Raw genomic sequence first — 20,152 nt, 5'->3', positions numbered from 1 at the left:
CCGCGTGAGGGCCACACGACAACGATCGCGGCGCGGCCGGGGGGCTACCTCCGGCCGCACCGGCCTTCCCCTTCTCCTGTGGAGCGTCCGTCCGTGAACATCCACTTCGTCGTCAATGACTTCTGGGAACTGGTCGTCACCGGCCTCACCCAGGGTGCGATCTACGCCCTGGTGGCACTCGGTTACACGCTGGTGTACGGCGTCCTCAAACTGATCAACTTCGCGCACTCGGAAGTCTTCATGGTGGGAACGTTCGCGAGCTGGCTCACCTGGACCTGGCTCGGCCTCGGGGTCAACTCCAAGGTCCCGCCGCTCATCCAGGTGCTCGGTTACGTCGTCATCGCCATGATCGTGGCGGCCTTCGCCTCCGGCGCCACCGCACTGGTGATCGAACGGGTGGCCTACCGGCCACTGCGAAGGCGCAACGCGCCGAGCCTGATCTTTCTCATCACGGCCATCGGCGCGTCGCTGGTGCTGTTCGAGGCGGTCGGTCTCATCGTCCACCGGCAGCCGCGCGGGATGCCCGTCCTGGTCAAGCCGGTCGTGCTGTTCCACTTCCTGGACGCCGCCGTGACCAACCTGCAGCTCACGATCATCATCAGCGCGCTGGCCATGATGGCCGCGCTGGACTTCTTCATCAACCGGACCAAATGGGGCAGGGGAGTCCGGGCGGTCGCGCAGGACCCGCAGTCCGCGGCGCTGATGGGCGTCAACCGCGACCGGATCATCATGCTCATCTTCATCCTCGGCGGCATCCTCGCCGGCTTCGCGTCGGTGCTCTACTGCGTGAAGGTCGGCATCACCACCTACGACGTCGGCTTCAACCTCGGTATCGCCGCGTTCGCCGCGGCCGTGCTCGGCGGCATCGGCAACCTGCGGGGCGCGCTGCTGGGCGGGTTGCTGCTCGGTGTCGTCGAGAACCTCGGCGCCGGTCTGTTCGGCAACCCCTGGCGCAACGTCGTCAGCTTCCTGGTGCTCGTGCTGGTCCTGCTGTTCCGGCCGAACGGCCTGCTCGGCGAGTCTCTCGGAAGGGCACGGGTATGACCCAGACCAACGACAAGCCCCGCGTCGGGGTGACCGACACCCTTCGGCGCTTCGATGACCGGCGGGCCGAGGCGGTCAGCGGCCTGCGGCAGCGCTGGAGCGACCTTCCGCGTGCCTGGCGCGTCGGCGCCCTGGTGGCGTTGATCGTCGTGCTCTACGCGCTGCCCGACCTGGCGATCCCCGGCATCCGTACCACCGAGACCGACTTCACCGGCGTCCTGTTCCTCGTGGCGATCTACGTCCTGATCGCGGTCGGCCTCAACGTCGTGGTTGGCCTGGCGGGCCTGCTCGACCTCGGCTACATCGGCTTCTTCGCGGTCGGCGCCTATACCGTCGCTATTTTCGGGTCGCCGAATTCACCGGTGGTCATCAAGTTCCCCTGGCTCGTCTGCATCCCGATCGCGATCGCGCTGACCATGATCTCGGGTGTCCTGCTCGGCTGGCCGACCCTGCGGCTGCGGGGCGACTACCTGGCCATCGTGACGCTGGGCTTCGGTGAGATCATCCGCCTCATCGCGACCAACTCGACGATCACCAACGGCAACCGTGGCATCGCCGGCGTACCGGTGCCGCCGGGCAACTGGCCCTCCTTCGTCCAGACCATCGGCATCGACGGCGAACCCCTCGGCGGACGGGCGCTGTTCAGCATCAACGACACCAGGCCCTTCTACTGGCTGGCGCTGACGGCCGTGCTGTTGTGCATGTACGGGGTCCGGCGGCTGGAGAACAGCCGGGTCGGCCGGGCGTGGCTGGCGGTCCGCGAGGACGAGGACGCCGCCGAGATCATGGGTGTCCCGTCGTTCCGGTTCAAGCTGTGGGCCTTCGCCATCGGCGCGGCGCTCGGCGGCCTGTCCGGAGCCCTGTTCGCCACCCACAACACGTTCTTCAACGCCGAGTCGGTCCTGCTTCAGACCTCGATCCTGTACGTCGCCGCGGTCGTCGTCGGTGGCGCGGGCAACCTGCTTGGCGTGACCGTCGGCGCGATCATCATCTCGTACCTGCCCGAGCGCTTCCGGGAGTTCGCCGACTATCGGTACCTGCTGTTCGGGCTGGCGCTGATCGCGGTGATGATCTTCCGCCCGCAGGGCATCGTGCCGAGTCGACGCCGCGCCGTCGAACTGGCCGACCGGGCCAAGGAGGCGCCGACCAATGTCTGAACCGCAGACGACAACGCCAGCGACCGGCGAGCCGCTGCTGGAGGTCGACAACGTCACGCTGCGCTTCGGCGGCGTGGTGGCCCTCGACGGGGTGGACTTCACGCTGTACCGCGGTGAGATCCTGGGGCTGATCGGTCCCAACGGCGCCGGCAAGACGACCTGCTTCAACGCGATGACCGGGGTGTTCCGCCCGACCAGCGGCGAGATGCGGTTCGACGGGGAGCGGGTGTCGGGCCGCAAGCGCTACGAGATCACCCGGATGGGTATCGCCCGGACGTTCCAGAACATCCGGCTCTTTCCCGAGATGACCGCGCTGGAGAACGTCCTGGTCGGCGCCGACGCCCGGCACCGGACGAGCGTGGTGGGTGCGCTGTTTCGGCTCTACCGGGTACCCGTCAAGCGGCACGAGTTGACCGAGGTCACCGCGGCTGGCCTGGCCGGCGCGGCGCAGCGACTGCGGCGCACCGGCCAGCGGATCTTCGGCCTGTCCCGGCACGTGCTCGAGGAGCGGGCGGCCCGCCAGAAGGCGGAGGCGCTGCTGCGGTTCGTCGGCGTCGAGGGGCGGCTGAACGAACTGGCGCGCAACCTCTCCTACGGCGAGCAGCGCCGGCTGGAGATCGCCCGGGCGCTCGCGACCGAGCCGAAGCTGCTGTGCCTCGACGAGCCGGCGGCAGGCTTCAACCCGGCCGAGAAGGAGCAGTTGCTCCAGCTCATCCGCAAGATCCGGGATACCGGAGTGACGGTCCTGCTCATCGAGCACGACATGCGGTTGGTCATGGGGGTCACCGACCGTATCGTGGTGCTGGAATTCGGCAGGAAGATCGCCGAAGGCTCGCCGGCGGAGGTCCGCGACGACCCCAAGGTGATCGCGGCCTACCTGGGGGTGCCGGCAGATGCTGCTTGAGCTGAACAACATCAGGCTGCTGTACGGGCGGATCCAGGCCCTGCACGGCATCAGCCTGCAGGTCGACGAGGGCGAGATCGTCGCGCTCATCGGAGCCAACGGCGCGGGCAAGACCACGACCATGCGGGCCATCTCCGGGGTCCGCCCGGTCGCGTCCGGCACGATCCGCTTCAACGGTGAGGACATCACCCGACTGCGGGCGGACCTGCGGGTGGTACGGGGCTTGTGCCAGTCACCCGAGGGCCGGGGCATCTTCCCGGGCATGACGGTGCTGGAGAACCTCGGCATGGGTGCCTACACCCGCAAGGACCGGGCCGGCATCGCGGCCGACCTGGAGCGGGTCCTGATCCTCTTCCCGCGCCTGGCCGAGCGGGCCAGGCAGCCGGGCGGCACCCTGTCCGGCGGCGAGCAGCAGATGCTCGCGGTGGGCCGCGCCCTGATGAGCCGGCCCAGGCTGCTGCTGCTCGACGAACCCTCGATGGGGCTGGCGCCGATGCTGATCCAGCAGATCTTCGACATCATCACCGAGATCAACCAGCAGGGCACCACCATCCTCCTGGTCGAGCAGAACGCACAGCAGGCGCTATCACGGGCGCACCGAGGGTACGTGCTGGAGACCGGCAACATCGTGCGCTCGGGCACCGGTACGGAACTACTCCATGACCCCGCGGTCAAGGAGGCGTACCTCGGCGTCGCGTAGGGTGGCGCCGGTCCCTGCCCCCCCGGTCGGGTCGGCGCTGCCCGAGCGAGTCACATCAGTACAGGAGGGTTTCCAACGATGTTTCTCCCCACCCGCGGTAAGGGCCTAGCCCTGACACTCGCGGCTGCCGCCGCCGTCACGCTGTCGATGGCGGCATGCGCCGGCAAGAGCGGCACCGGCCCGGGCAACGCACCGAACACGACCGTGGACCAGGCGCTGGCGGACAGGGTGCCCGCCGCGATCAAGGCCGACGGCAAGATCCTCGTCGGCAGCGACACGACGTACGCGCCGAGCGAATTCCTCGGCCCCGACGGCAAGACGGCCGAGGGCTTCGACGTCGACGTGTTCAACGCCGTCGCGGCGAAGCTGGGCCTCAAGGCGGAGTTCCGGACCGCCACGTTCGGTGACATCATCCCCGGCGTCGCCGACTCGGGTAAGTACGAGATCGGCGTGTCGTCGTTCACGGTCAATCCCGAGCGGCTGGCCAGGGCGAACATGGTCACCTACTACTCGGCCGGCACCCACTGGCTGACCAAGAAGGGCAACCCTGGCGGCATCAAGCCCGACGAGGCCTGCGGCAAGAAGGTCGCGGTCCAGAAGGACACCGTCCAGGTCGACGACATCACCGCGCGCTCGAAGAAGTGCACCGACGCGGGCAGGACGGCGATCACGATCGACCCGTACCCGGCCCAGAGCGACGCGACGGCTGCCGTGGTCAGCGGCAAGGACGACGCCATGCTGGCCGACTCGCCGGTGATCGCGTACGCCGTGAAGCAGACCAACGGCCAGTTGGAGACGCTCGGCAAGATCTACGATTCGGCGCCGTACGGGTACGTCATCAAGAAGGACCAGACGGCCTTCGCCGAGGCGGTCCGTGACGCGCTCAAGGCGATCATCGCCGACGGCACGTACAAGAAGGCCCTGGAGAAGTGGGGCGTCGAGGCGGGCGCCCTCTCCACCCCGGAGCTGAACCCCAGCCTCGGCGGCGCGACCCCCGGCGCCAGCGCCAGCGCCAGCTCCTGATCATGGCAACAGACATCACCGACGTGCGGGCACGGCCTGAACCGATCAGGGCCGTGCCCGTGCGGCACCCGGGCCGCTGGGTATCGATCGCCGTCCTCGCGGTGCTGGCGGCCATGTTCATCCACGTGCTGCTGACGAACAAGTCGTTCAAGTGGTCGTTCATGTTCGACAACATGTTCAACCCACCGGTCATCGACGGCATGCTGCGCGGGACGCTGGCGATGACGATCTGCGCGATGCTGCTCGGCGTGACGCTCGGCGCCGTCATCGCGGTCATGCGACTGTCCGACAACCCGGTCCTGCGGTCGGTCTCCTGGCTCTACACGTGGTTTTTCCGGGCGGTGCCGCGCGTGGTACTGCTGCTGCTGTTCGGCAACCTCGGCATCCTGTGGAGCCGGCTGGAGTTGGGCGTTCCCTTCGATACCCAACTGGGCTCGCTGTTCGGGATCTCCGCGCTTCACCTGCGCATCGGCGGCATGAACTCGCGGGACCTCCTCTCCGGCTTCCTGGCCGGTCTGCTGGCCCTGGCGTTGTCCGAGGCGGGCTACATGGCCGAGATCGTGCGTGCCGGGATCCAGTCGGTCGACCCCGGCCAGGGCGAGGCGGCCGAAGCACTTGGTCTCGGCCGCGGCCAGACCCTGCGCCGTATCGTCCTACCGCAGGCCATGCGCGTGATCGTCCCGCCGACGGGCAACGAGACGATCGCGATGCTCAAGGACACCGCTCTGCTGATCAATGTACCGGTGATCTACGAGCTGTTCTTCCAGTTGGACGCGGTCGGCAAGCGGGTGTTCGACCCGTTCCCGATGTACGTGGCCGCCTGCATCTGGTACCTCGCGCTGACCAGTCTGCTGCTGGTCGGCCAGTACTTCATCGAGCGGCACTTCTCCCGCGGGTACGGCCAGCAGACCCGGGCGAGGCTGAAACTGCGAGGGCTTGCTGCCGAGCAGGGCGGCGGCGGAGGCGGGGTGGCGACGTGACCGACCAGCCGATGGTTCGGGCCGAGAACGTGCACAAGTCCTTCGGCCGTCTGGAGGTGCTCAAGGGCATCGACCTGCAGGTCCGCCAGGGCGAGGTGTGCTGCGTGATCGGACCCTCCGGATCGGGCAAGTCCACGTTCCTGCGCTGCATCAACCACCTGGAGAAGGTCAACGCCGGCCGGATCTGGGTGGACGGCGACCTGATCGGGTACCGGGAACGCGGCGGCAAGCTGTACGAGATGCGCGAGCGGGAGGTGGCCGCCCAGCGCCGGTCGATCGGCATGGTCTTCCAGCGGTTCAACCTGTTCCCGCACCTGACCGTGCTGGAGAACGTGATGGAGGCGCCGCTGCGGGTCCGCCGCGAGCCGAAGGCGCAGGTCCGCGAGCGCGCCGTGCAACTGCTCGACCGGGTGGGGCTCACCGCCAAGACCGACACGTACCCGGAGCAGTGCTCCGGAGGTCAGCAGCAGCGGGTGGCGATCGCCCGGGCGCTCGCGATGCGGCCCAAGCTGATGCTGTTCGACGAGCCGACCAGCGCGCTCGACCCGGAGTTGGTGGGCGAGGTGCTCGACGTCATGAAGGACCTGGCCCGCGACGGCATGACGATGGTCGTCGTCACCCACGAGATCGGGTTCGCCCGGGAGGTCGGCGACTCGCTGATCTTCATGGACGACGGTGTCGTGGTCGAATCCGGCGCGCCGCGCGACGTGATCGCCAATCCGCGGCACCAGCGAACCCAGTCGTTCCTGAACAAGGTCCTCTGACCGTGGTGGCCTTCCGGCGCCGTTGTGAGGAATCAAACCTCGGCCCACCCGCTTGACGGGATCCGCCCACCGAAGGTCGCTGCGACAGGCCCGTGCGTCCGCCACAGCGGTACTCCCGGGGGTACCGCTGACCCCGGGACGCCCCCGTACCCTCGACCCGTGCGGCCCGCGGCAACGGTGGCGCCGACGCCGCGCGGGCGCCCATCGAGCCGCCGTCGGCGGGACCAAGGTAGGGGAGGTCCCGCCGACGGTGCCGTCGGCGGTGTGGCATTACGGCCGTCGGGGTTTTGGTCCAAACCTGTCGGGGCAATCAATGACGATCAGCGTCTTGGCTGTCGGCGGGAGGTAGCGACCGTGGCGGAAGACAACGCCGGGGGCGACGCGACGGTTGACGGCCGTCAGGAGACAACCACGGAACGGGCCGACCGCAACTTCAACGAGCTGCTCCAGGAGCTGCGGGTCGCGCAGACCGGGGTACAGATCCTGTTCGCGTTCCTGCTCACCCTGCCCTTCACGCAGGGTTTCCCGAAGATCAGTGTGCAGCAGCGGGGCGTGTACCTGGCCACGCTGATCGCCACCGCGCTGGCCACCTCGTGCCTCATCGCTCCGGTCAGCCACCACCGCATCCTGTTTCGGCGCCGGCGCAAGCCCGAGCTTGTCGACGAGGCGAGCCGACTGGCGCTGGCGGGTCTGACATTTCTGCTGATCTCGGTGGTCGGCGCGGTGTACCTGGTCTTCGACGTGGTGGTGGGGACCGGGATGGCCGGCGTGGTCGCCGGGGCGATCGGGCTGTGGCTGCTCGTGATCTGGTACGTGCAGCCACTGTTGCAGCGACGGAAGCTCGCCGGGCGCAGTGCCGGGGGCGCCGTCAGCGGTTCGCGCCGCCCATGACGCCCCCGTAAGGCCGTGCCGATCCCATCCCCTGTCGGGGGTGCGGACTAGAGTCGCAGGGCGTGACACCTTCGTCGGCTGACACCGCACCGCGGCTGCTCCTGCTGGATGGCCACTCCCTGGCGTACCGGGCGTTCCACGCCCTGCCGGTGGAGAACTTCGCCACCAAGACGGGCCAGACGACCAACGCGGTGTTCGGCTTCACCTCAATGCTGATCAACATGCTGCGGGACGAGAAGCCGACCCACATCGGGGTCGCGTTCGACGTCTCGCGGCAGTCGTTCCGCACCGAGCAGTACGCCGACTACAAGGCTGGCCGGGCCAAGACCCCGGACACCTTCACCGCGCAGATGAGCCTGATCCGCGAGGTTCTCGACGCGCTGGGCATCCGTTACGTGGAAAAGCCCGGCTACGAGGCCGACGACGTGATCGCCACCCTTGCCCGCCAGGCCCGCGACGCCGGCATGCAGGTCGGGGTGGTCACCGGTGACCGGGACGCGTTCCAGCTCGTCGACGACGCCATCACGGTGCTCTACCTCAAGCGGGGCGTCTCCGAGATGGACCGGATGACCGCCGAGAAGGTCACCGAGCGGTACGGCGTCGGCCCCGACTGCTACCGCGACCTGGCCGCCCTCGTCGGCGAGACCAGCGACAACCTGATCGGCGTTCCGGGGGTCGGTCCGAAGACCGCCGCGAAGTGGATCGCGCAGTACGGCGGACTCGAGGGCCTCATCGAGAACGTCGACCAGATCAAGGGCAAGGCGGGGGAGAGCCTGCGCGCCAACCTGGCCGACGTGATGCGCAACTACGAGCTCAACAGGCTCGTCGACGACCTGGAGCTGCCGCAGGGGCCCGACGACCTGCACTGGCAGGGGTGGGACCGCGAGGCGGTGCACCGGCTGTTCGACACGCTGGAGTTCCGCATCCTCCGTGACCGGCTCTACCAGTACCTCGAAGCCGTCGCGCCGGAGGCGGAGGCGGGCTTCGACCTGGCCGGCACGGTCCTGGAGCCCGGCTCGGTGAGGGCGTGGCTGGAGGAGCACGCCGGCGTCGGCGCCCCGATCGGCGTCGCGGTCTCCGGTACGTTCGGGCGGGGCACGGGCGAGCTGACCGGGGTGGCCCTCGCGACCGGCGGCGGGCCGGCCGCCTGGTTCGATCCGGCCCGACTCGACGCCACCGACGAGCCGGCGGTGGCGCTGTGGCTGGCCGACCCGGAGCGGCCGAAGGTGCTGCACGACGTCAAACCGGCGCTGCTCGCGTTCGCGGCACACGGCTGGGAGCTTCAGGGTGTGACGACCGACACCGCCCTGGCGGCCTACCTCGCCAAGCCCGACCAGCGCTCCTACGACCTGACCGACCTGGCGCTGCGCTACCTGCAGCGCGAGCTGCGGGTCGAGCAGCCCGACGACGGCCAGCTCACCCTCGACGGGCTCGGCGACGACGGCGAGGCCGAGCGCAGTCTGATGTTGCGGGCGCGCGCCACGCTCGACCTGGCCGACGCGATCGCCGCGGACCCGGTCCGCGGCGGCGAGCACAACCAGCGACTCCTCGCCGAGGTCGAGCTGCCGCTGTCGGAGATCCTGGCCCGGATGGAGCAGGCCGGCATCGCGGCCGACACGGATTACCTGTCGGAGTTGGAGTCCCACTTCGCCGCCGGGGTCAAGGCGGCGGCGCACGCGGCCTACGAGGTGGTCGGCCGGGAGTTCAACCTGGGCTCGCCCAAGCAGTTGCAGGAGATCCTCTTCAACGAGCTCGGGCTGCCCAAGACCAAGAAGATCAAGACCGGGTACACGACGGACGCCGACGCGCTGCAGTGGCTCTTCGCGCAGACCCAGCACCCGCTGCTGGAGCACCTGCTGCGCCACCGGGACGTCGCCAGGCTGAAGTCGACCGTGGACGGCCTGCTCAAGTCGGTCAGCGAGGACGGGCGCATCCACACGACGTTCAACCAGACGGTCGCGGCGACCGGTCGGCTGTCGAGTACCGACCCCAACCTCCAAAACATCCCCGTCCGCACCCAGGAGGGGCGGCGGATCCGGCGGGCGTTCGTCGTGGGCCCGTCGTCGGATGGCGCCGCGTTCGAAACGTTGTTGTCCGCCGACTACAGCCAGATCGAGATGCGGATCATGGCGCACCTGTCCAAGGACCAGGCCCTGATCGACGCGTTCAACTCGGGATTCGACTTCCACGCCGCGACCGCCTCGTCGGTGTTCGCGGTGCCGATCGACCAGGTCGTGCCCGACCAGCGTCGCAAGATCAAGGCGATGAACTACGGGTTGGCGTACGGGCTGTCGCCCTACGGCCTGTCCCAGCAGCTCGGCATCAGCCCGGCCGAGGCGAGCGTGCTCATGGACGAGTACTTCGAACGCTTCGGCGGGGTACGCGACTACCTGCACGCCGTCGTCGACCAGGCCCGCCGCGACGGATACACCGAGACCGTGCTGGGCCGGCGGCGTTACCTGCCCGACCTCAACAGCGACAACCGCCAGCGGCGGGAGATGGCCGAGCGGATGGCGCTCAACGCGCCCATCCAGGGGTCGGCCGCCGACATCATCAAGGTCGCGATGCTGCGCGTCGACGCCGCGCTGCGCAAGTCGGGCCTGCGGTCGCGGATGCTGCTGCAGGTCCACGACGAGCTGGTGTTCGAGGTCGCGCCGGGGGAGCGCGAGGAACTCGAAGAGCTGGTCCGCACGCAGATGGGCGCGGCCTATCCGCTGGACGTGCCGCTGGAGGTCTCGGTCGGGGTCGGCCGCGACTGGGACGAGGCCGAGCACTGAAACCGGCCGCCCGGCGTCTGGAGGGACCCTAACGGGCCGGCTTCCCGGCGACGAAGATCGCCGTACCGGGGAAGATCCGGCCCCGCAGCGGGCTCCACTGGCCCCAGATCTGCTTGTGCCCCTCCCGCCACTCCGGCTCGATCAGGTCGTTCAACACGAACCCGGCCGCGACCAGTTCGCGGATCCGGTCGCCCAGCGTGCGATGGTGCTCCACGTACGTCGCCGCGCCGGTCTCGTCGTACTCCACGTAGGGGGTGCGGTCGAAGTACGAGTGGACCGCGACCAGTCCGCCTTCGCCCGGGTCGTCCAGGAAGATCCAACGCATGGGATGGGTCACAGAGAAGACCCACCGCCCGCCGGGTCGCAGCACGCGGAACACCTCGCGCATCAACCGCGCCGAGTCGTCGACGAACGGTACCGCGCCGAAAGCCGTACATACGGTGTCAAAGCACTCCGCGCCGAACGGGAGGGCCAGGGCGTCGCACTGCACCAGCGGTACCCGTACCCCTGATCTTTCGGCGGCGTCGCGCGCGTGCCGCAACATGCCCCCGGACAGGTCGGCGGCCACGACCTCAGCGCCCTGTGTCGCCAGCCACCGCGCGGACGCCGCCGCGCCGCATCCGATCTCGAGTACCCGTCGGCCGGCGACGTCGCCCAGCATGCGCGCGTCGGCTTCGCGTAGGCCCTCGGGGCACCAGACGAAGTCGACCTCGCCCAGAAATCCACCATGTTCGGCCTGGTAGGCGTCCGCATCAGCGTCCCACCAGCCACGACTGGCCCTACGATTCTCGCCGGAGGTCACCGGTCGCCGCGTCACACCCGCATCGCTCACGGCCGACCACAGTACGTGATTGCGCGGTCGAGCAAAAAGATCAAGCACATTCTGTCGGCGGGTGCGGGGGACCGTTGGACCATGTGGTATTGCGCACGGTAGGCTGTTCGATGCACTCGTGGGCCGCGTGTCTCGGCAGGGAGCAGACCCGCTAGTCGCCAATACAACCCGGCCTTCCTTACTCTGTGTGGCGGGCCGTCCTCGGCGACGGGTCCTCGAGAGCACCACAGGTCACCGCCTGACACCCATCCGACCGGAGCAACAACCCACATGACGAGCAGCATCGAGGCCACCTCGAGCGCACCCGCCGCTACCACCAGCGGCAGCAAGGTCACCGTCGACGACCTTGGCACGGAGGAGGCCTTCCTCGCCGCGATCGACGAGACCATCAAGTACTTCAACGACGGCGACATTGTCGAAGGCACCGTCGTCAAGGTCGATCGGGACGAGGTCCTGCTCGACATCGGCTACAAGACCGAGGGTGTCATCCCCTCGCGCGAGTTGTCGATCAAGCATGACGTGGACCCCGCGGAAGTGGTGTCGGTCGGTGACCACATCGAAGCCCTCGTCCTCACCAAGGAGGACAAAGAAGGCCGCCTGATCCTCTCGAAGAAGCGCGCGCAGTACGAGCGTGCGTGGGGCACCATCGAGAAGATCAAGGAAGAGGACGGCGTCGTTCGCGGCTCCGTCATCGAGGTCGTCAAGGGCGGCCTGATCCTCGACATCGGGCTGCGCGGCTTCCTGCCCGCCTCGCTGGTCGAGATGCGGCGCGTGCGCGATCTGCAGCCGTACGTCGGCCGGGAGCTCGAAGCCAAGATCATCGAGCTGGACAAGAATCGCAACAACGTGGTCCTGTCCCGCCGTGCCTGGCTCGAGCAGACCCAGTCCGAGGTTCGCACCGAGTTCCTCAACAAGCTGCAGAAGGGCCAGGTCCGCAAGGGCGTCGTGTCCTCCATCGTCAACTTCGGTGCCTTCGTGGACCTGGGTGGCGTGGACGGCCTCGTGCACGTCTCCGAGCTCTCCTGGAAGCACATCGACCACCCGTCCGAGGTTGTCGAGGTCGGCCAGGAAGTCACCGTCGAGGTGCTCGACGTCGACATGGACCGCGAGCGTGTCTCGCTGTCGCTGAAGGCCACCCAGGAAGACCCGTGGCGTCAGTTCGCCCGGACCCACGCGATCGGTCAGATCGTCCCGGGCAAGGTCACCAAGCTCGTCCCGTTCGGTGCGTTCGTGCGCGTCGAAGAGGGCATCGAGGGCCTGGTGCACATCTCGGAGCTGGCCGAGCGCCACGTCGAGATCCCGGAGCAGGTCGTCCAGGTCAACGGGGACGTCATGGTCAAGGTCATCGACATCGACCTCGAGCGTCGCCGGATCTCGCTGTCCCTCAAGCAGGCCAACGAGGGTCTCACGCCGGACGCCGAGTTCGACCCGACCCAGTACGGGATGGCCGCCGAGTACGACGCCGAGGGTAACTACATCTACCCCGAAGGCTTCGACCCGGACACGCAGGAGTGGCAGGAAGGCTTCGACACGCAGCGTGAGGAGTGGGAGCGTCAGTACGCTGAGGCTCACGTCCGCTACGAGGCGCACATGAAGCAGGTCGCCAAGGCCGCCGAGGCCGACGCGGAGGCAGCCGTCGAGGCCGCCACCGGTGTCAGCTCGAGCAGCACTTCGAGCTCCTCCAGCAGCGACGGTGGCGAGCAGACCTACACCTCCGCTCCCGCCGACTCGGGCAAGGCCGGCGGCTCGCTCGCCAGCGACGAGCAGCTCGCGGCGCTCCGCGAGAAGCTGTCCGGTGGCGCGTAAGCAGTACGCTTGACCGACTAGCACCAAAGCGGCCCCGGTCCACTTCGGACCGGGGCCGCTTTGTGTTGTCCTGCCCGGGAAAGTGTCGACATCTTCCCCGAGGGTTGAGGGTTTACCTGAGGTTGAGGCCGGCGATCATCGCCGAAACGCCTTCGAGGTAAACGGGTTCGTTGGCGTCCTCGGTGGGGCGGAGGAACCAGCCGGGGATCGGGCCGCGGGCCTGCTGGGTGAGTTCGTTGCTCACCAAGCCGTGCATGGCCGTCCACAACAGATAGCTGAGCTTGACGTCGTCGGCGCCGGGCGGGCTGGCGCGTTCGACCCGTTTCACCAGCAACGCGAAGATTCGTTCCAGGACGGCGACGCGCAGCGACGGGTCCGGGCTGAAGTCGGTGACCGGCCGCTCGAACATCAGCGCGTACCGGGCCGGGCTTTCCAGCGCGAACCGCCGGTAGGTCATCGCGAACGCGAGGATGTCGCCTTCGCAGTCGCTCGACAATGGCGGTAGTGCCACGAGTGTTTCGCGGAGCAGGTCGAAAGTGCGTTCGTACAAGGTATCCAGCAGCCCGGAGCGGCCGCCGAATCGCGTGTAGACAGCGATCGTCGACGCCCCGGCCGCTTCGGCGACGCTACGGACGGTGAGTCCGGTGACGCCGTCGTCCACCAAAACCCTCAACGCCGCGTCGAGAAAACGCTCCTTGAGGTGCTGCTGAGCCGGTCTGACCGTCCCGTGCCGGGTTGCCATCCGCCGATACCCCCTCACCGGGCGCCGACCGCGTCGACATACAGCTACCCCGTTCTGCTGCAGAAGATACGATATTTAGCCCGTATTGGGAACGTGTTGCCGCTGGTATTCCAGCCATGCGGTGTTAGCTGATCAATGTGAGCATCGAAAACCAGCCGGGCACAGTGATCGTCACCGACGCGGGCACCGGCAAGTACACGCAGCGAATCACCGCCGGGGAGCACGTTTTCCTGGCCGACGAACCCACTTCGGTCGGCGGCGGCGACGCCGGGCCGAATCCGTACGACCTGTTGTTGTCCGCGCTCGGCACCTGCACCGCGATGACCGTGCGGATGTACGCCGACCGCAAGGGGATCCCGCTCGAGCGGACGACCGTCCGGCTGCGGCACGACCGGATCCACGCGCAGGACTGTGCGGACTGTGAGACGGAGAAGGGCTTGCTCAGCCAGATCACCCGGGACATCCACCTGGACGGCGACCTCGACGACGAGCAGCGCGCGAAGCTGATGGACATCGCGGACCGGTGCCCGGTGCATCGGACGCTGACCTCGGAGATCGTCGTCCGCACGAACGCGGTCTAACCGACCGCGGGGACCCAAGCTCGTTCTGTCGCGGCGAGCAGCGCGCGGCGGCGGAGACCGGCCAGGCTGTGCTTGGCCGGGACGAGCAACGCGGAAAGCCAGGTGCGCCGGTAGTCCTCGAGTGCCGTCGAAACGGAACGATGAAGGACACAGTGCGCCAGCCCCGGCGTGCCGAGCCGGTGCCTCCCGACGTGCTTTGCCATCGTTCCTCCGTGTGGGCGACCCTCTTCGCGGGGACGGTACGCAAAACTTTCCACAAAGCGTGGCAATTGGTCGGCGTGTCACCAATATCGGTTGCGTCACGTGGAGCGTGATCTTGCGCCGGGCCTCGCGATGTGCACAAGACGCAGGCCAACTAGGGTCGGGGCATGTTGCGAGTGGGGCTGACAGGTGGAATCGGCGCGGGCAAATCGACGGTCGCGCGGCGGCTGGCCGAGCACGGAGCGGTGCTGATCGACTCGGACAAGATCGCCCGTGAGGTGGTCGAACCGGGCACGGAAGGCCTGGCCGAGATCGCCGCCGCGTTCGGGGACGACGTCCTCACCGCCGACGGCGCGCTCGACAGGGGAGCGCTCGCGGCGAAGGCGTTCGTCGACGACGAGTCGCGCCGCAAACTCAACGCGATCCTGCATCCCCGCATCGGCGCCCGCACGGGCGAACTGATGTCGGCCGCCGCGCCGGACGCCGTCGTCGTGCACGACATCCCGCTGCTGGTCGAGGGCGGGCTGGCGCCGATGTATCACCTGGTCATCGTGGTGGGCGCGCCCGAAGAGGTCCGGCTCCGGCGGCTCGTCGACACCCGCGGCATGACCGAGGCCGACGCGAAGTCGCGGATCGCCCTGCAGGCCACCGACGAACAGCGCCGCGCCGCCGCGGACGTGTGGCTCGACAACAGCGGCTCCCAGGACATCGTGCTCGCCGACGTCGACGCGCTGTGGGCGGACAGGCTGCTGACCTTCGAGGCCAACATCCGCCTGCGCCGCCCGCGCCCGCCGATGTCCCCCAAGGTCGTGCCCTACGACGAGACCTGGCCCGCGAAGGCGGAGCGCGCGATCGCCCGGATCAAGCTCGCCGCGGGGGAGCGGGCCGTCCGGGTCGATCACATCGGCTCGACGTCGGTGCCCGGGCTGCCGGCCAAGGACATCCTCGACCTGCAACTGTCCGTGTCCACCTTGGCAGACGCGGACGCCGTGGCGGACGCGCTGTCCGACGCCGGTTTCCCGCGGGCGACCGGCGATTGGGAGGACGACCCGCAGGACGGCGAGGCGACGTGGCCCAAGCGGTTCCACTTCGGCGCGGACCCGGCACGCCCGGTCAACCTGCACGTCCGCTCGGAGGAGACCGGCGCCGCGCGGCTGGCACTGCTGTTCCGCGACTGGATGCGCGCCCACCCCGACGAGCGCGACGCGTACGGCGAGCTCAAGCTGCGGCTGGCCGACGCCCACGCCGGTGACGGCACGACCGAGGCGTACACCGACGAGAAGCAGGAGTGGATCAACGGCGCCTTCCGGCGGGCTGAAGCCTGGCACCGCTAGCTTCGCCAGCTGTCGACAGATGGCGGTCTCTTAGTTCGTAAGAGATCACGAGATGTCGGCATCTCGCGGGGTATGAGCCGCCGAGGAGGCCTCGGCGGCTCAACGGTTCCTTGGCCGACGCGCGCATCTGGCCCATGATCCGGCTGGCCACCGCGGGGGAGAGCACGGCCTCGCCGCGGGCGGTGGCGCGGACCGCGCGGAAGAGCTCTTCGCGGGGAGAGTCCTTCAGCAGATACCCCGTGGCGCCCGCTTCGATCGCCGGGAGGACATCCGAATCGGTGTCGTACGTCGTGAGCACGAGCACCGAGCGGGGTTCTTCAGCGCGGCCAGTTCCGTGATCGCTCCGACGCCGTCGGAGCCCGGCATACGGAGATCCATCAACACGACGTCGGGCCGCAGTTTTTCGGCCAACGCCACAGCTTCCTGCCCGTTGGCGGCCTCGCCGACCACCTCGAAACCCTCTTCGCCGGTGAAGATCCCGCGGAGCCCGTCGCGCACGATCGGGTGATCGTCGGCGATCAGCAGCTTGATCGTCATGGCGCGACTCCCGCGGGCACGTTCGCGGACACGGCAGTGCCGCCACCCGGCTCGGACTCGATGTTCAGCGTCCCGGCGAGCCGCTGGATGCGGTGCCGCATCCCCGGCAGGCCGAAACCGGTCGCTTCCCCGGTGGCGGGCAGGGTTTCCGGGTCGAAGCCCGCGCCGTCGTCGCGCACGTCCAAGGTGACCTGACCTTCCATATAGGACAGTGTGACCCCCGCGCGCCCGGCGACGGCGTGTTTTCGACGTTGGTGAGCGCTTCTTGGGTGACCCGGAGCAGCGTCGCCTCGATCTCGGGATACAGCTCGCGGGTGTTGCCGGTGGTGGTGAACTCGACGGCGACCCCGGTCCGCTCGCTCCAGCGCCGGGCGACCTCGCCCAGCGCGTCCGTCAGCTTCGCCGAGTCCAGCTGTTCAGGCTGCAAGGCGCGGACGGAACGCCGTGCCTCCGCGAGGTTTCCCTGGCCAGCGCGGACGCCGTGGCCATGTGCCGTCGCCGTTCGGCGGTGTCTTCCCCGGCCTGCTCGGCGGCTTCCAGCTGGGTGATGATCCCGGTGAAACCCTGCGCCAGCGTGTCGTGGATTTCCTGGCTGAGCCGCTGCCGCTCGTCGAGGATGCCCGCCTCCCGGGCCTGCGCCAGCAACTGCCGGTGCAGCCCGGCGTTCTCCTCGTGCGCCGCCGCGAGTTCTTCCAGCGCCTGACGTCGAGCCTCGTTCTGCCGGGACACCTTCGCCGCCAGGATCGAACCGCCACCGATCGCGGCCGTCTGGATGAGGATGATGATCGCGTAGAGCCCGCCGTTTTCCGAGAACGCCTTCGCCGGGCCGCCGATGGGCAGGGTGTTGAGGAGAAGCGACGCCGTCGCCAGCCCGAAGAGCGCGAGCGGCACCGGTCGCAGGTGCAGCGCGTGGAAGAACGCGGTGATCATGAAGACCAGGTACAGCGGGTCCCGCAACATCAGGAGCGACGCGATCAGCAGCAGGCCCACGAAGGAAACCAGGGCCAGGAAGGGGTTGTCCCGCAAGCGTTTCGGCCGGAAGGTGAAGGTGGCGAGCAGCCACACCGCGGCGATCCCGGCCAGTGGCAGGGTGTCGGCCCGGAAGCTGAGCAGGGTGGCTACCGCGAGCAACGCGTAGGGCAGGAGCCGCTCGATCAGTGCCGACATCGGCCGCCACATCGAGGTGTCGGGCCGGGTGGCGGCCTGGGGCCACAGCGAGGAAGACCACTGAAGCCCGGGCATGGGTCAGGCCTTCAGGTCACGCAGTTGGGGCCAGATCTCCGACCACGGCTCGGTCCGCCCGCTGACGAGCCAGATCGGCATGTTCTGGCTGGAGTTCAGCACGCCCAGGTGATTGTCGATGCGCGCCACGATACGCGCGTCGGAGAAATGCGACGCCAAACGCTGTGGCTCGTAACCGACGAAAAGCACGTTCTCCGCGGTGTCCGCGGGCTGCCCGAAGTACCAGAACCCGCGGCTGGCGCTGAACGCCTCCGGGAGCCCGCGCTCCGGTCCGTACCGGCTGAGCGCGCCCGCCTGCCAGTACCCGGTGGTGACGATCGTGGTCCGGTCGCGAACCTCCGGCGGCAGCGCGCGATGGGCGTCGGCGACCGAGTCGGCGAGCTTTGGCCACCCGATTTCTTCCGCCGCGTAGGCCGGATGCGGTGCCTTGTGCTCCGCGACCCAGCCGACCGGCCAAAGCGGCAGCGCGTGCGGGAGCGCGAACAGGAAGGACAGGACGTACACCGGCCAGGTCGGCACCCAGCGCCACCACAGGGCCGGTCGGCGCGCCTCGATGAACACCGCGGCCGCCGCCCAGCAGATCGGGAACATGCCGGAGATGTAGTAGAACCGCCCGTTGGCGATGATGAAAACTATCGTAAGTCCCACAGTCGTCCAGCCGAGGAAGCGATACGGCCGCAACTCGCTCCGGAACAGCAGGCACGTCAACCCGAACAGCAGCCCCAGCGCGCCGATCACGTACCCGGCCCCGGCCAGCGCACCCGGCACGAACCCGAGACGGCCGCCGAGATCGCCGGAAACCTCCTTCGAAATCGCCTCGCCCATCCCGAGCTGAGGCCATCCGTTGGCCGCCTGCCACAGCAACGTCGGCACACACGCCACGACCGCGATCGCCACCCCGATCCACAGCTTCGGCCGCCGCAGCAATTCGCGCGGCCCGAAAACCAGCGCGCACGCGCCCGCGACCAACCAGAAGCCACCGATCAGGAACTTCACGTTGAGCGTGACCGCGGTGACGACCCCGATCCACACCAGCAAATTGTCGTCGCGCGTCCGCATCCACCGAACCAGCAACCACAGCAACGCCGTCCACAAGACCGGGTCGACAGTGGACGTGGCCAAGTAGTGCCCGGTCCCCAAAAACTGCCCGCAAATCGCGAACGCCCCCGCCGCCAGCACCTGTGCCCGCCGCGCGCCACCTATCTCCCGGGCGATCAACCCGGTAAACACCACCCCGGCCGCCGTCGCCAGCACCGCCGGAATCCGAAACACCGTCAACGACCCCGGCGCGATCGAGTCCATCAACCACGCCAGCACCGGCAACACCGGCGGCTGATCGGCGTACCCCCACGCCAAATGCTTGCCCGCCGCCAAAAAGTAGAGCTCGTCCCCGAAGTACCCGTATCGCCCCGACACCAGCAGCAACAGCACCCCGGTCGCCGCCGCCAGCGCCACCACCGGACCCCGAGCAAACACCGGCACCTCGCGCCGGCTGGTCTCCTCGCAGTCCGTCTTCCTATCTCCCTGAACCTTCATCACCCCAAACCCTACGGACGCCACCTCGCCCACCCCCTCCACCCATCACCCCCACGTGACCCCCGCCACACCCGACAAGATGTCGACATCTCGTGATCTTTTAGTTCCCGAGAGACCGCCACCTGTCGACAGATGGCGAAGTCCCAAACCAAAACCCAGCCACGCAAACCTGATGGCAGCTGGACCCCGAGCCGCTGCCGCAGTTCCGCGGTTTCCCGGTGAGGATCCAGTCCCAGCACCGAAAGCGTGCCGTGGTCGGGCTTCCGCAAGCCTTCCAGGCACTCGACCGTCGTGGTCTTCCCGGCGCCGTTCGGCCCGAGGATCCCGAAGATCTCCCCACGCTCGACACTGAACGACACGTCCTCGACGGCGATCTTGTCCCCATACCGTTTGCGCAGCCCCTGCACTTCGATGACCGCCATGGCGAAGTCTCCTCTTGATCGCCGACAGGCCTGTTCGCCTGTCCGCCTCAAGAGTCGCGCGGAGCGGGGTGTCTCCGGATCGTCCCGGCGGCCACACTCCGCCTCCGCCGTTCATCGCCGTCGGATCAGCCGATCGGTTGATGTCAGTGGCGGCGCCAGGTCAGCACGATCTCGTGCGTCGTGAGCCAGGCTCCGAGGTCGTAGTCGTGCTTCGCGAGTCCGTCCACAGTGGCGTAGGTGGTTTCCAGTGCCCGCAGGCAGTCCTCCGTGGACAACAGCCCACGTGCTGACGCCTCAAGCAGTTCGTCACTGTCGATCACTTCCAGCCCGATCTTCTCCCGCAGCACGATGTCGAGGTAGAGATCGGTGGCCGTCCAGATCTCGCCGTCGCGATGTGCCTTGACGATGTCGACGTAGAAGTCCTGGTTCCGTTCGTGGCCAGGCTGGAACCAGAAGTCGGTGATCCGCAACCCGAGGTCCGGCAGCAGCCAGGACTCCAGGTAGTGGAACTGTGTCCGGCCGGGGGTGGGACGGGCGAGGTACAGGCCGAACGGCTCTACCCGGTATTCCTCGACCTCCCGCACGATTCCCTTCGGATCGGTGTTGGTGCCCGATTTGGTGTCAAATGTCTCGATCTTGGGGGGATGCAGGTCAGACATGGGGTCATCTTGCCTCGAAC

Annotated in this window: 19 protein-coding genes and 2 pseudogenes; 12 read left to right on the top strand and 9 right to left on the bottom strand. The window is 68.3% G+C overall.

Annotated elements, in window-relative coordinates:
* Positions 1-93: 93 nt before the first annotated feature.
* The 9 genes from VGP60_RS17515 (at position 94) to polA (ending at position 10,240) form a co-directional block, all read left to right on the top strand.
* Positions 94-1,044 carry a branched-chain amino acid ABC transporter permease gene (locus VGP60_RS17515; protein ID WP_327549072.1) on the top strand — a complete coding sequence of 317 codons (951 nt, stop codon included), beginning with the start codon at positions 94-96 and terminating at the stop codon, positions 1,042-1,044.
* Positions 1,041-2,201, top strand: a complete 1,161-nt coding sequence (locus VGP60_RS17510) for a branched-chain amino acid ABC transporter permease (protein WP_327549071.1) — start codon at positions 1,041-1,043, stop codon at positions 2,199-2,201. The genes VGP60_RS17515 and VGP60_RS17510 overlap by 4 nt, the downstream gene beginning before the upstream one ends.
* Positions 2,194-3,105: an ABC transporter ATP-binding protein gene (locus tag VGP60_RS17505; protein ID WP_327549070.1), complete on the top strand. Its 912-nt coding sequence runs from the start codon at positions 2,194-2,196 to the stop codon at positions 3,103-3,105. Before VGP60_RS17510 ends, VGP60_RS17505 begins: the two co-directional genes overlap by 8 nt.
* On the top strand, positions 3,098-3,805 hold the full coding sequence (locus VGP60_RS17500) for an ABC transporter ATP-binding protein (protein WP_327549091.1): 708 nt from the start codon (positions 3,098-3,100) through the stop codon (positions 3,803-3,805). Before VGP60_RS17505 ends, VGP60_RS17500 begins: the two co-directional genes overlap by 8 nt.
* A 78-nt stretch (positions 3,806-3,883) precedes the next feature.
* Positions 3,884-4,828: an ABC transporter substrate-binding protein gene (locus tag VGP60_RS17495; protein WP_327549069.1), complete on the top strand. Its 945-nt coding sequence runs from the start codon at positions 3,884-3,886 to the stop codon at positions 4,826-4,828.
* A 2-nt stretch (positions 4,829-4,830) separates the two neighbouring features.
* On the top strand, positions 4,831-5,808 hold the full coding sequence (locus VGP60_RS17490) for an amino acid ABC transporter permease (RefSeq protein ID WP_327549068.1): 978 nt from the start codon (positions 4,831-4,833) through the stop codon (positions 5,806-5,808).
* Positions 5,809-5,819: 11 nt separating this feature from the next.
* Positions 5,820-6,572 carry an amino acid ABC transporter ATP-binding protein gene (locus VGP60_RS17485; RefSeq protein ID WP_327549090.1) on the top strand — a complete coding sequence of 251 codons (753 nt, stop codon included), beginning with the start codon at positions 5,820-5,822 and terminating at the stop codon, positions 6,570-6,572.
* A 354-nt stretch (positions 6,573-6,926) separates the two neighbouring features.
* Positions 6,927-7,463 (top strand): DUF6328 family protein, encoded by a 537-nt coding sequence (locus VGP60_RS17480; protein ID WP_327549067.1) that lies wholly within the window; start codon positions 6,927-6,929, stop codon positions 7,461-7,463.
* Positions 7,464-7,525: 62 nt separating this feature from the next.
* Entirely contained in the window at positions 7,526-10,240 is a 2,715-nt protein-coding gene (gene polA, locus VGP60_RS17475) for a DNA polymerase I (protein WP_327549066.1), read from the top strand.
* Between the two features lie 28 nt (positions 10,241-10,268).
* On the opposite strand, the gene VGP60_RS17470 is transcribed toward polA, so the two are convergent.
* The gene (locus VGP60_RS17470) at positions 10,269-11,072 is read right to left on the bottom strand and encodes a class I SAM-dependent methyltransferase (RefSeq protein ID WP_414640366.1); all 804 of its coding nucleotides are present in this window, start codon (positions 11,070-11,072) and stop codon (positions 10,269-10,271) included.
* Between the two features lie 270 nt (positions 11,073-11,342).
* Between VGP60_RS17470 and rpsA the strand changes: the two genes are divergently transcribed.
* Entirely contained in the window at positions 11,343-12,878 is a 1,536-nt protein-coding gene (gene rpsA, locus VGP60_RS17465) for a 30S ribosomal protein S1 (RefSeq protein WP_327549065.1), read from the top strand.
* A 112-nt stretch (positions 12,879-12,990) separates the two neighbouring features.
* Here the strand turns inward: rpsA and VGP60_RS17460 are convergent, their stop codons facing one another.
* On the bottom strand, positions 12,991-13,620 hold the full coding sequence (locus VGP60_RS17460; protein ID WP_327549064.1) for a TetR/AcrR family transcriptional regulator: 630 nt from the start codon (positions 13,618-13,620) through the stop codon (positions 12,991-12,993).
* 137 nt (positions 13,621-13,757) lie between these two features.
* Here VGP60_RS17460 and VGP60_RS17455 point away from each other — a divergent pair, with 137 nt between their 5' ends.
* Complete coding sequence (locus VGP60_RS17455) at positions 13,758-14,201, top strand: OsmC family protein (protein WP_327549063.1); 444 nt, start codon at positions 13,758-13,760, stop codon at positions 14,199-14,201.
* Here VGP60_RS17455 and VGP60_RS17450 read toward each other — a convergent pair.
* Positions 14,198-14,404 (bottom strand): hypothetical protein, encoded by a 207-nt coding sequence (locus tag VGP60_RS17450; RefSeq protein WP_327549062.1) that lies wholly within the window; start codon positions 14,402-14,404, stop codon positions 14,198-14,200. The genes VGP60_RS17455 and VGP60_RS17450 overlap by 4 nt on opposite strands.
* 165 nt (positions 14,405-14,569) lie before the next feature.
* Here VGP60_RS17450 and coaE point away from each other — a divergent pair, with 165 nt between their 5' ends.
* A complete protein-coding gene (gene coaE, locus VGP60_RS17445; RefSeq protein WP_327549061.1) occupies positions 14,570-15,736 on the top strand; it encodes a dephospho-CoA kinase in 1,167 nt (388 codons plus the stop codon).
* A 91-nt stretch (positions 15,737-15,827) separates the two neighbouring features.
* On the opposite strand, the pseudogene VGP60_RS17440 reads toward coaE, so the two are convergent.
* From VGP60_RS17440 to VGP60_RS17415, 6 genes and pseudogenes are all read right to left on the bottom strand, one after another.
* Positions 15,828-16,273, bottom strand: a pseudogene (locus VGP60_RS17440) (response regulator); the annotation flags it as partial.
* A complete protein-coding gene (locus VGP60_RS17435; RefSeq protein WP_327549060.1) occupies positions 16,270-16,476 on the bottom strand; it encodes a sensor histidine kinase in 207 nt (68 codons plus the stop codon). The pseudogene VGP60_RS17440 and the gene VGP60_RS17435, both read right to left, overlap by 4 nt.
* Positions 16,477-16,666: 190 nt before the next feature.
* Positions 16,667-17,515: a histidine kinase gene (locus VGP60_RS17430; RefSeq protein ID WP_327549059.1), complete on the bottom strand. Its 849-nt coding sequence runs from the start codon at positions 17,513-17,515 to the stop codon at positions 16,667-16,669.
* Between the two features lie 3 nt (positions 17,516-17,518).
* Complete coding sequence (locus VGP60_RS17425; protein WP_327549058.1) at positions 17,519-19,051, bottom strand: ArnT family glycosyltransferase; 1,533 nt, start codon at positions 19,049-19,051, stop codon at positions 17,519-17,521.
* 176 nt (positions 19,052-19,227) lie between these two features.
* Positions 19,228-19,473 (bottom strand): annotated as a pseudogene (locus VGP60_RS17420) (ATP-binding cassette domain-containing protein); the annotation flags it as partial.
* A 143-nt stretch (positions 19,474-19,616) separates the two neighbouring features.
* Complete coding sequence (locus VGP60_RS17415; protein WP_327549057.1) at positions 19,617-20,132, bottom strand: DUF402 domain-containing protein; 516 nt, start codon at positions 20,130-20,132, stop codon at positions 19,617-19,619.
* Between the last annotated feature and the right edge of the window lie 20 nt (positions 20,133-20,152).

This window comes from Amycolatopsis sp. (assembly GCF_036008905.1).
GTDB lineage: Bacteria > Actinomycetota > Actinomycetes > Mycobacteriales > Pseudonocardiaceae > Amycolatopsis.
The sequence above is the reverse complement of the archived record's forward strand: the minus strand, read 5'-3'. Positions and strand labels throughout refer to the sequence as shown.

Bases quoted from the DNA above. Each gene is read 5' to 3' on its own strand.
- rpsA (WP_327549065.1), top strand. From the start codon at position 11,343: ATGACGAGCAGCATCGAGGCCACCTCGAGCGCACCCGCCGCTACCACC.
- VGP60_RS17490 (WP_327549068.1), top strand. From the start codon at position 4,831: ATGGCAACAGACATCACCGACGTGCGGGCACGGCCTGAACCGATCAGG.
- VGP60_RS17450 (WP_327549062.1), bottom strand. From the start codon at position 14,404: ATGGCAAAGCACGTCGGGAGGCACCGGCTCGGCACGCCGGGGCTGGCG.
- VGP60_RS17430 (WP_327549059.1), bottom strand. From the start codon at position 17,515: ATGCCCGGGCTTCAGTGGTCTTCCTCGCTGTGGCCCCAGGCCGCCACC.
- VGP60_RS17510 (WP_327549071.1), top strand. From the start codon at position 1,041: ATGACCCAGACCAACGACAAGCCCCGCGTCGGGGTGACCGACACCCTT.
- VGP60_RS17415 (WP_327549057.1), bottom strand. From the start codon at position 20,132: ATGTCTGACCTGCATCCCCCCAAGATCGAGACATTTGACACCAAATCG.
- VGP60_RS17495 (WP_327549069.1), top strand. From the start codon at position 3,884: ATGTTTCTCCCCACCCGCGGTAAGGGCCTAGCCCTGACACTCGCGGCT.
- coaE (WP_327549061.1), top strand. From the start codon at position 14,570: ATGTTGCGAGTGGGGCTGACAGGTGGAATCGGCGCGGGCAAATCGACG.
- VGP60_RS17505 (WP_327549070.1), top strand. From the start codon at position 2,194: ATGTCTGAACCGCAGACGACAACGCCAGCGACCGGCGAGCCGCTGCTG.
- VGP60_RS17425 (WP_327549058.1), bottom strand. From the start codon at position 19,051: ATGAAGGTTCAGGGAGATAGGAAGACGGACTGCGAGGAGACCAGCCGG.
- VGP60_RS17460 (WP_327549064.1), bottom strand. From the start codon at position 13,620: ATGGCAACCCGGCACGGGACGGTCAGACCGGCTCAGCAGCACCTCAAG.
- VGP60_RS17485 (WP_327549090.1), top strand. From the start codon at position 5,820: ATGGTTCGGGCCGAGAACGTGCACAAGTCCTTCGGCCGTCTGGAGGTG.
- VGP60_RS17435 (WP_327549060.1), bottom strand. From the start codon at position 16,476: ATGGAAGGTCAGGTCACCTTGGACGTGCGCGACGACGGCGCGGGCTTC.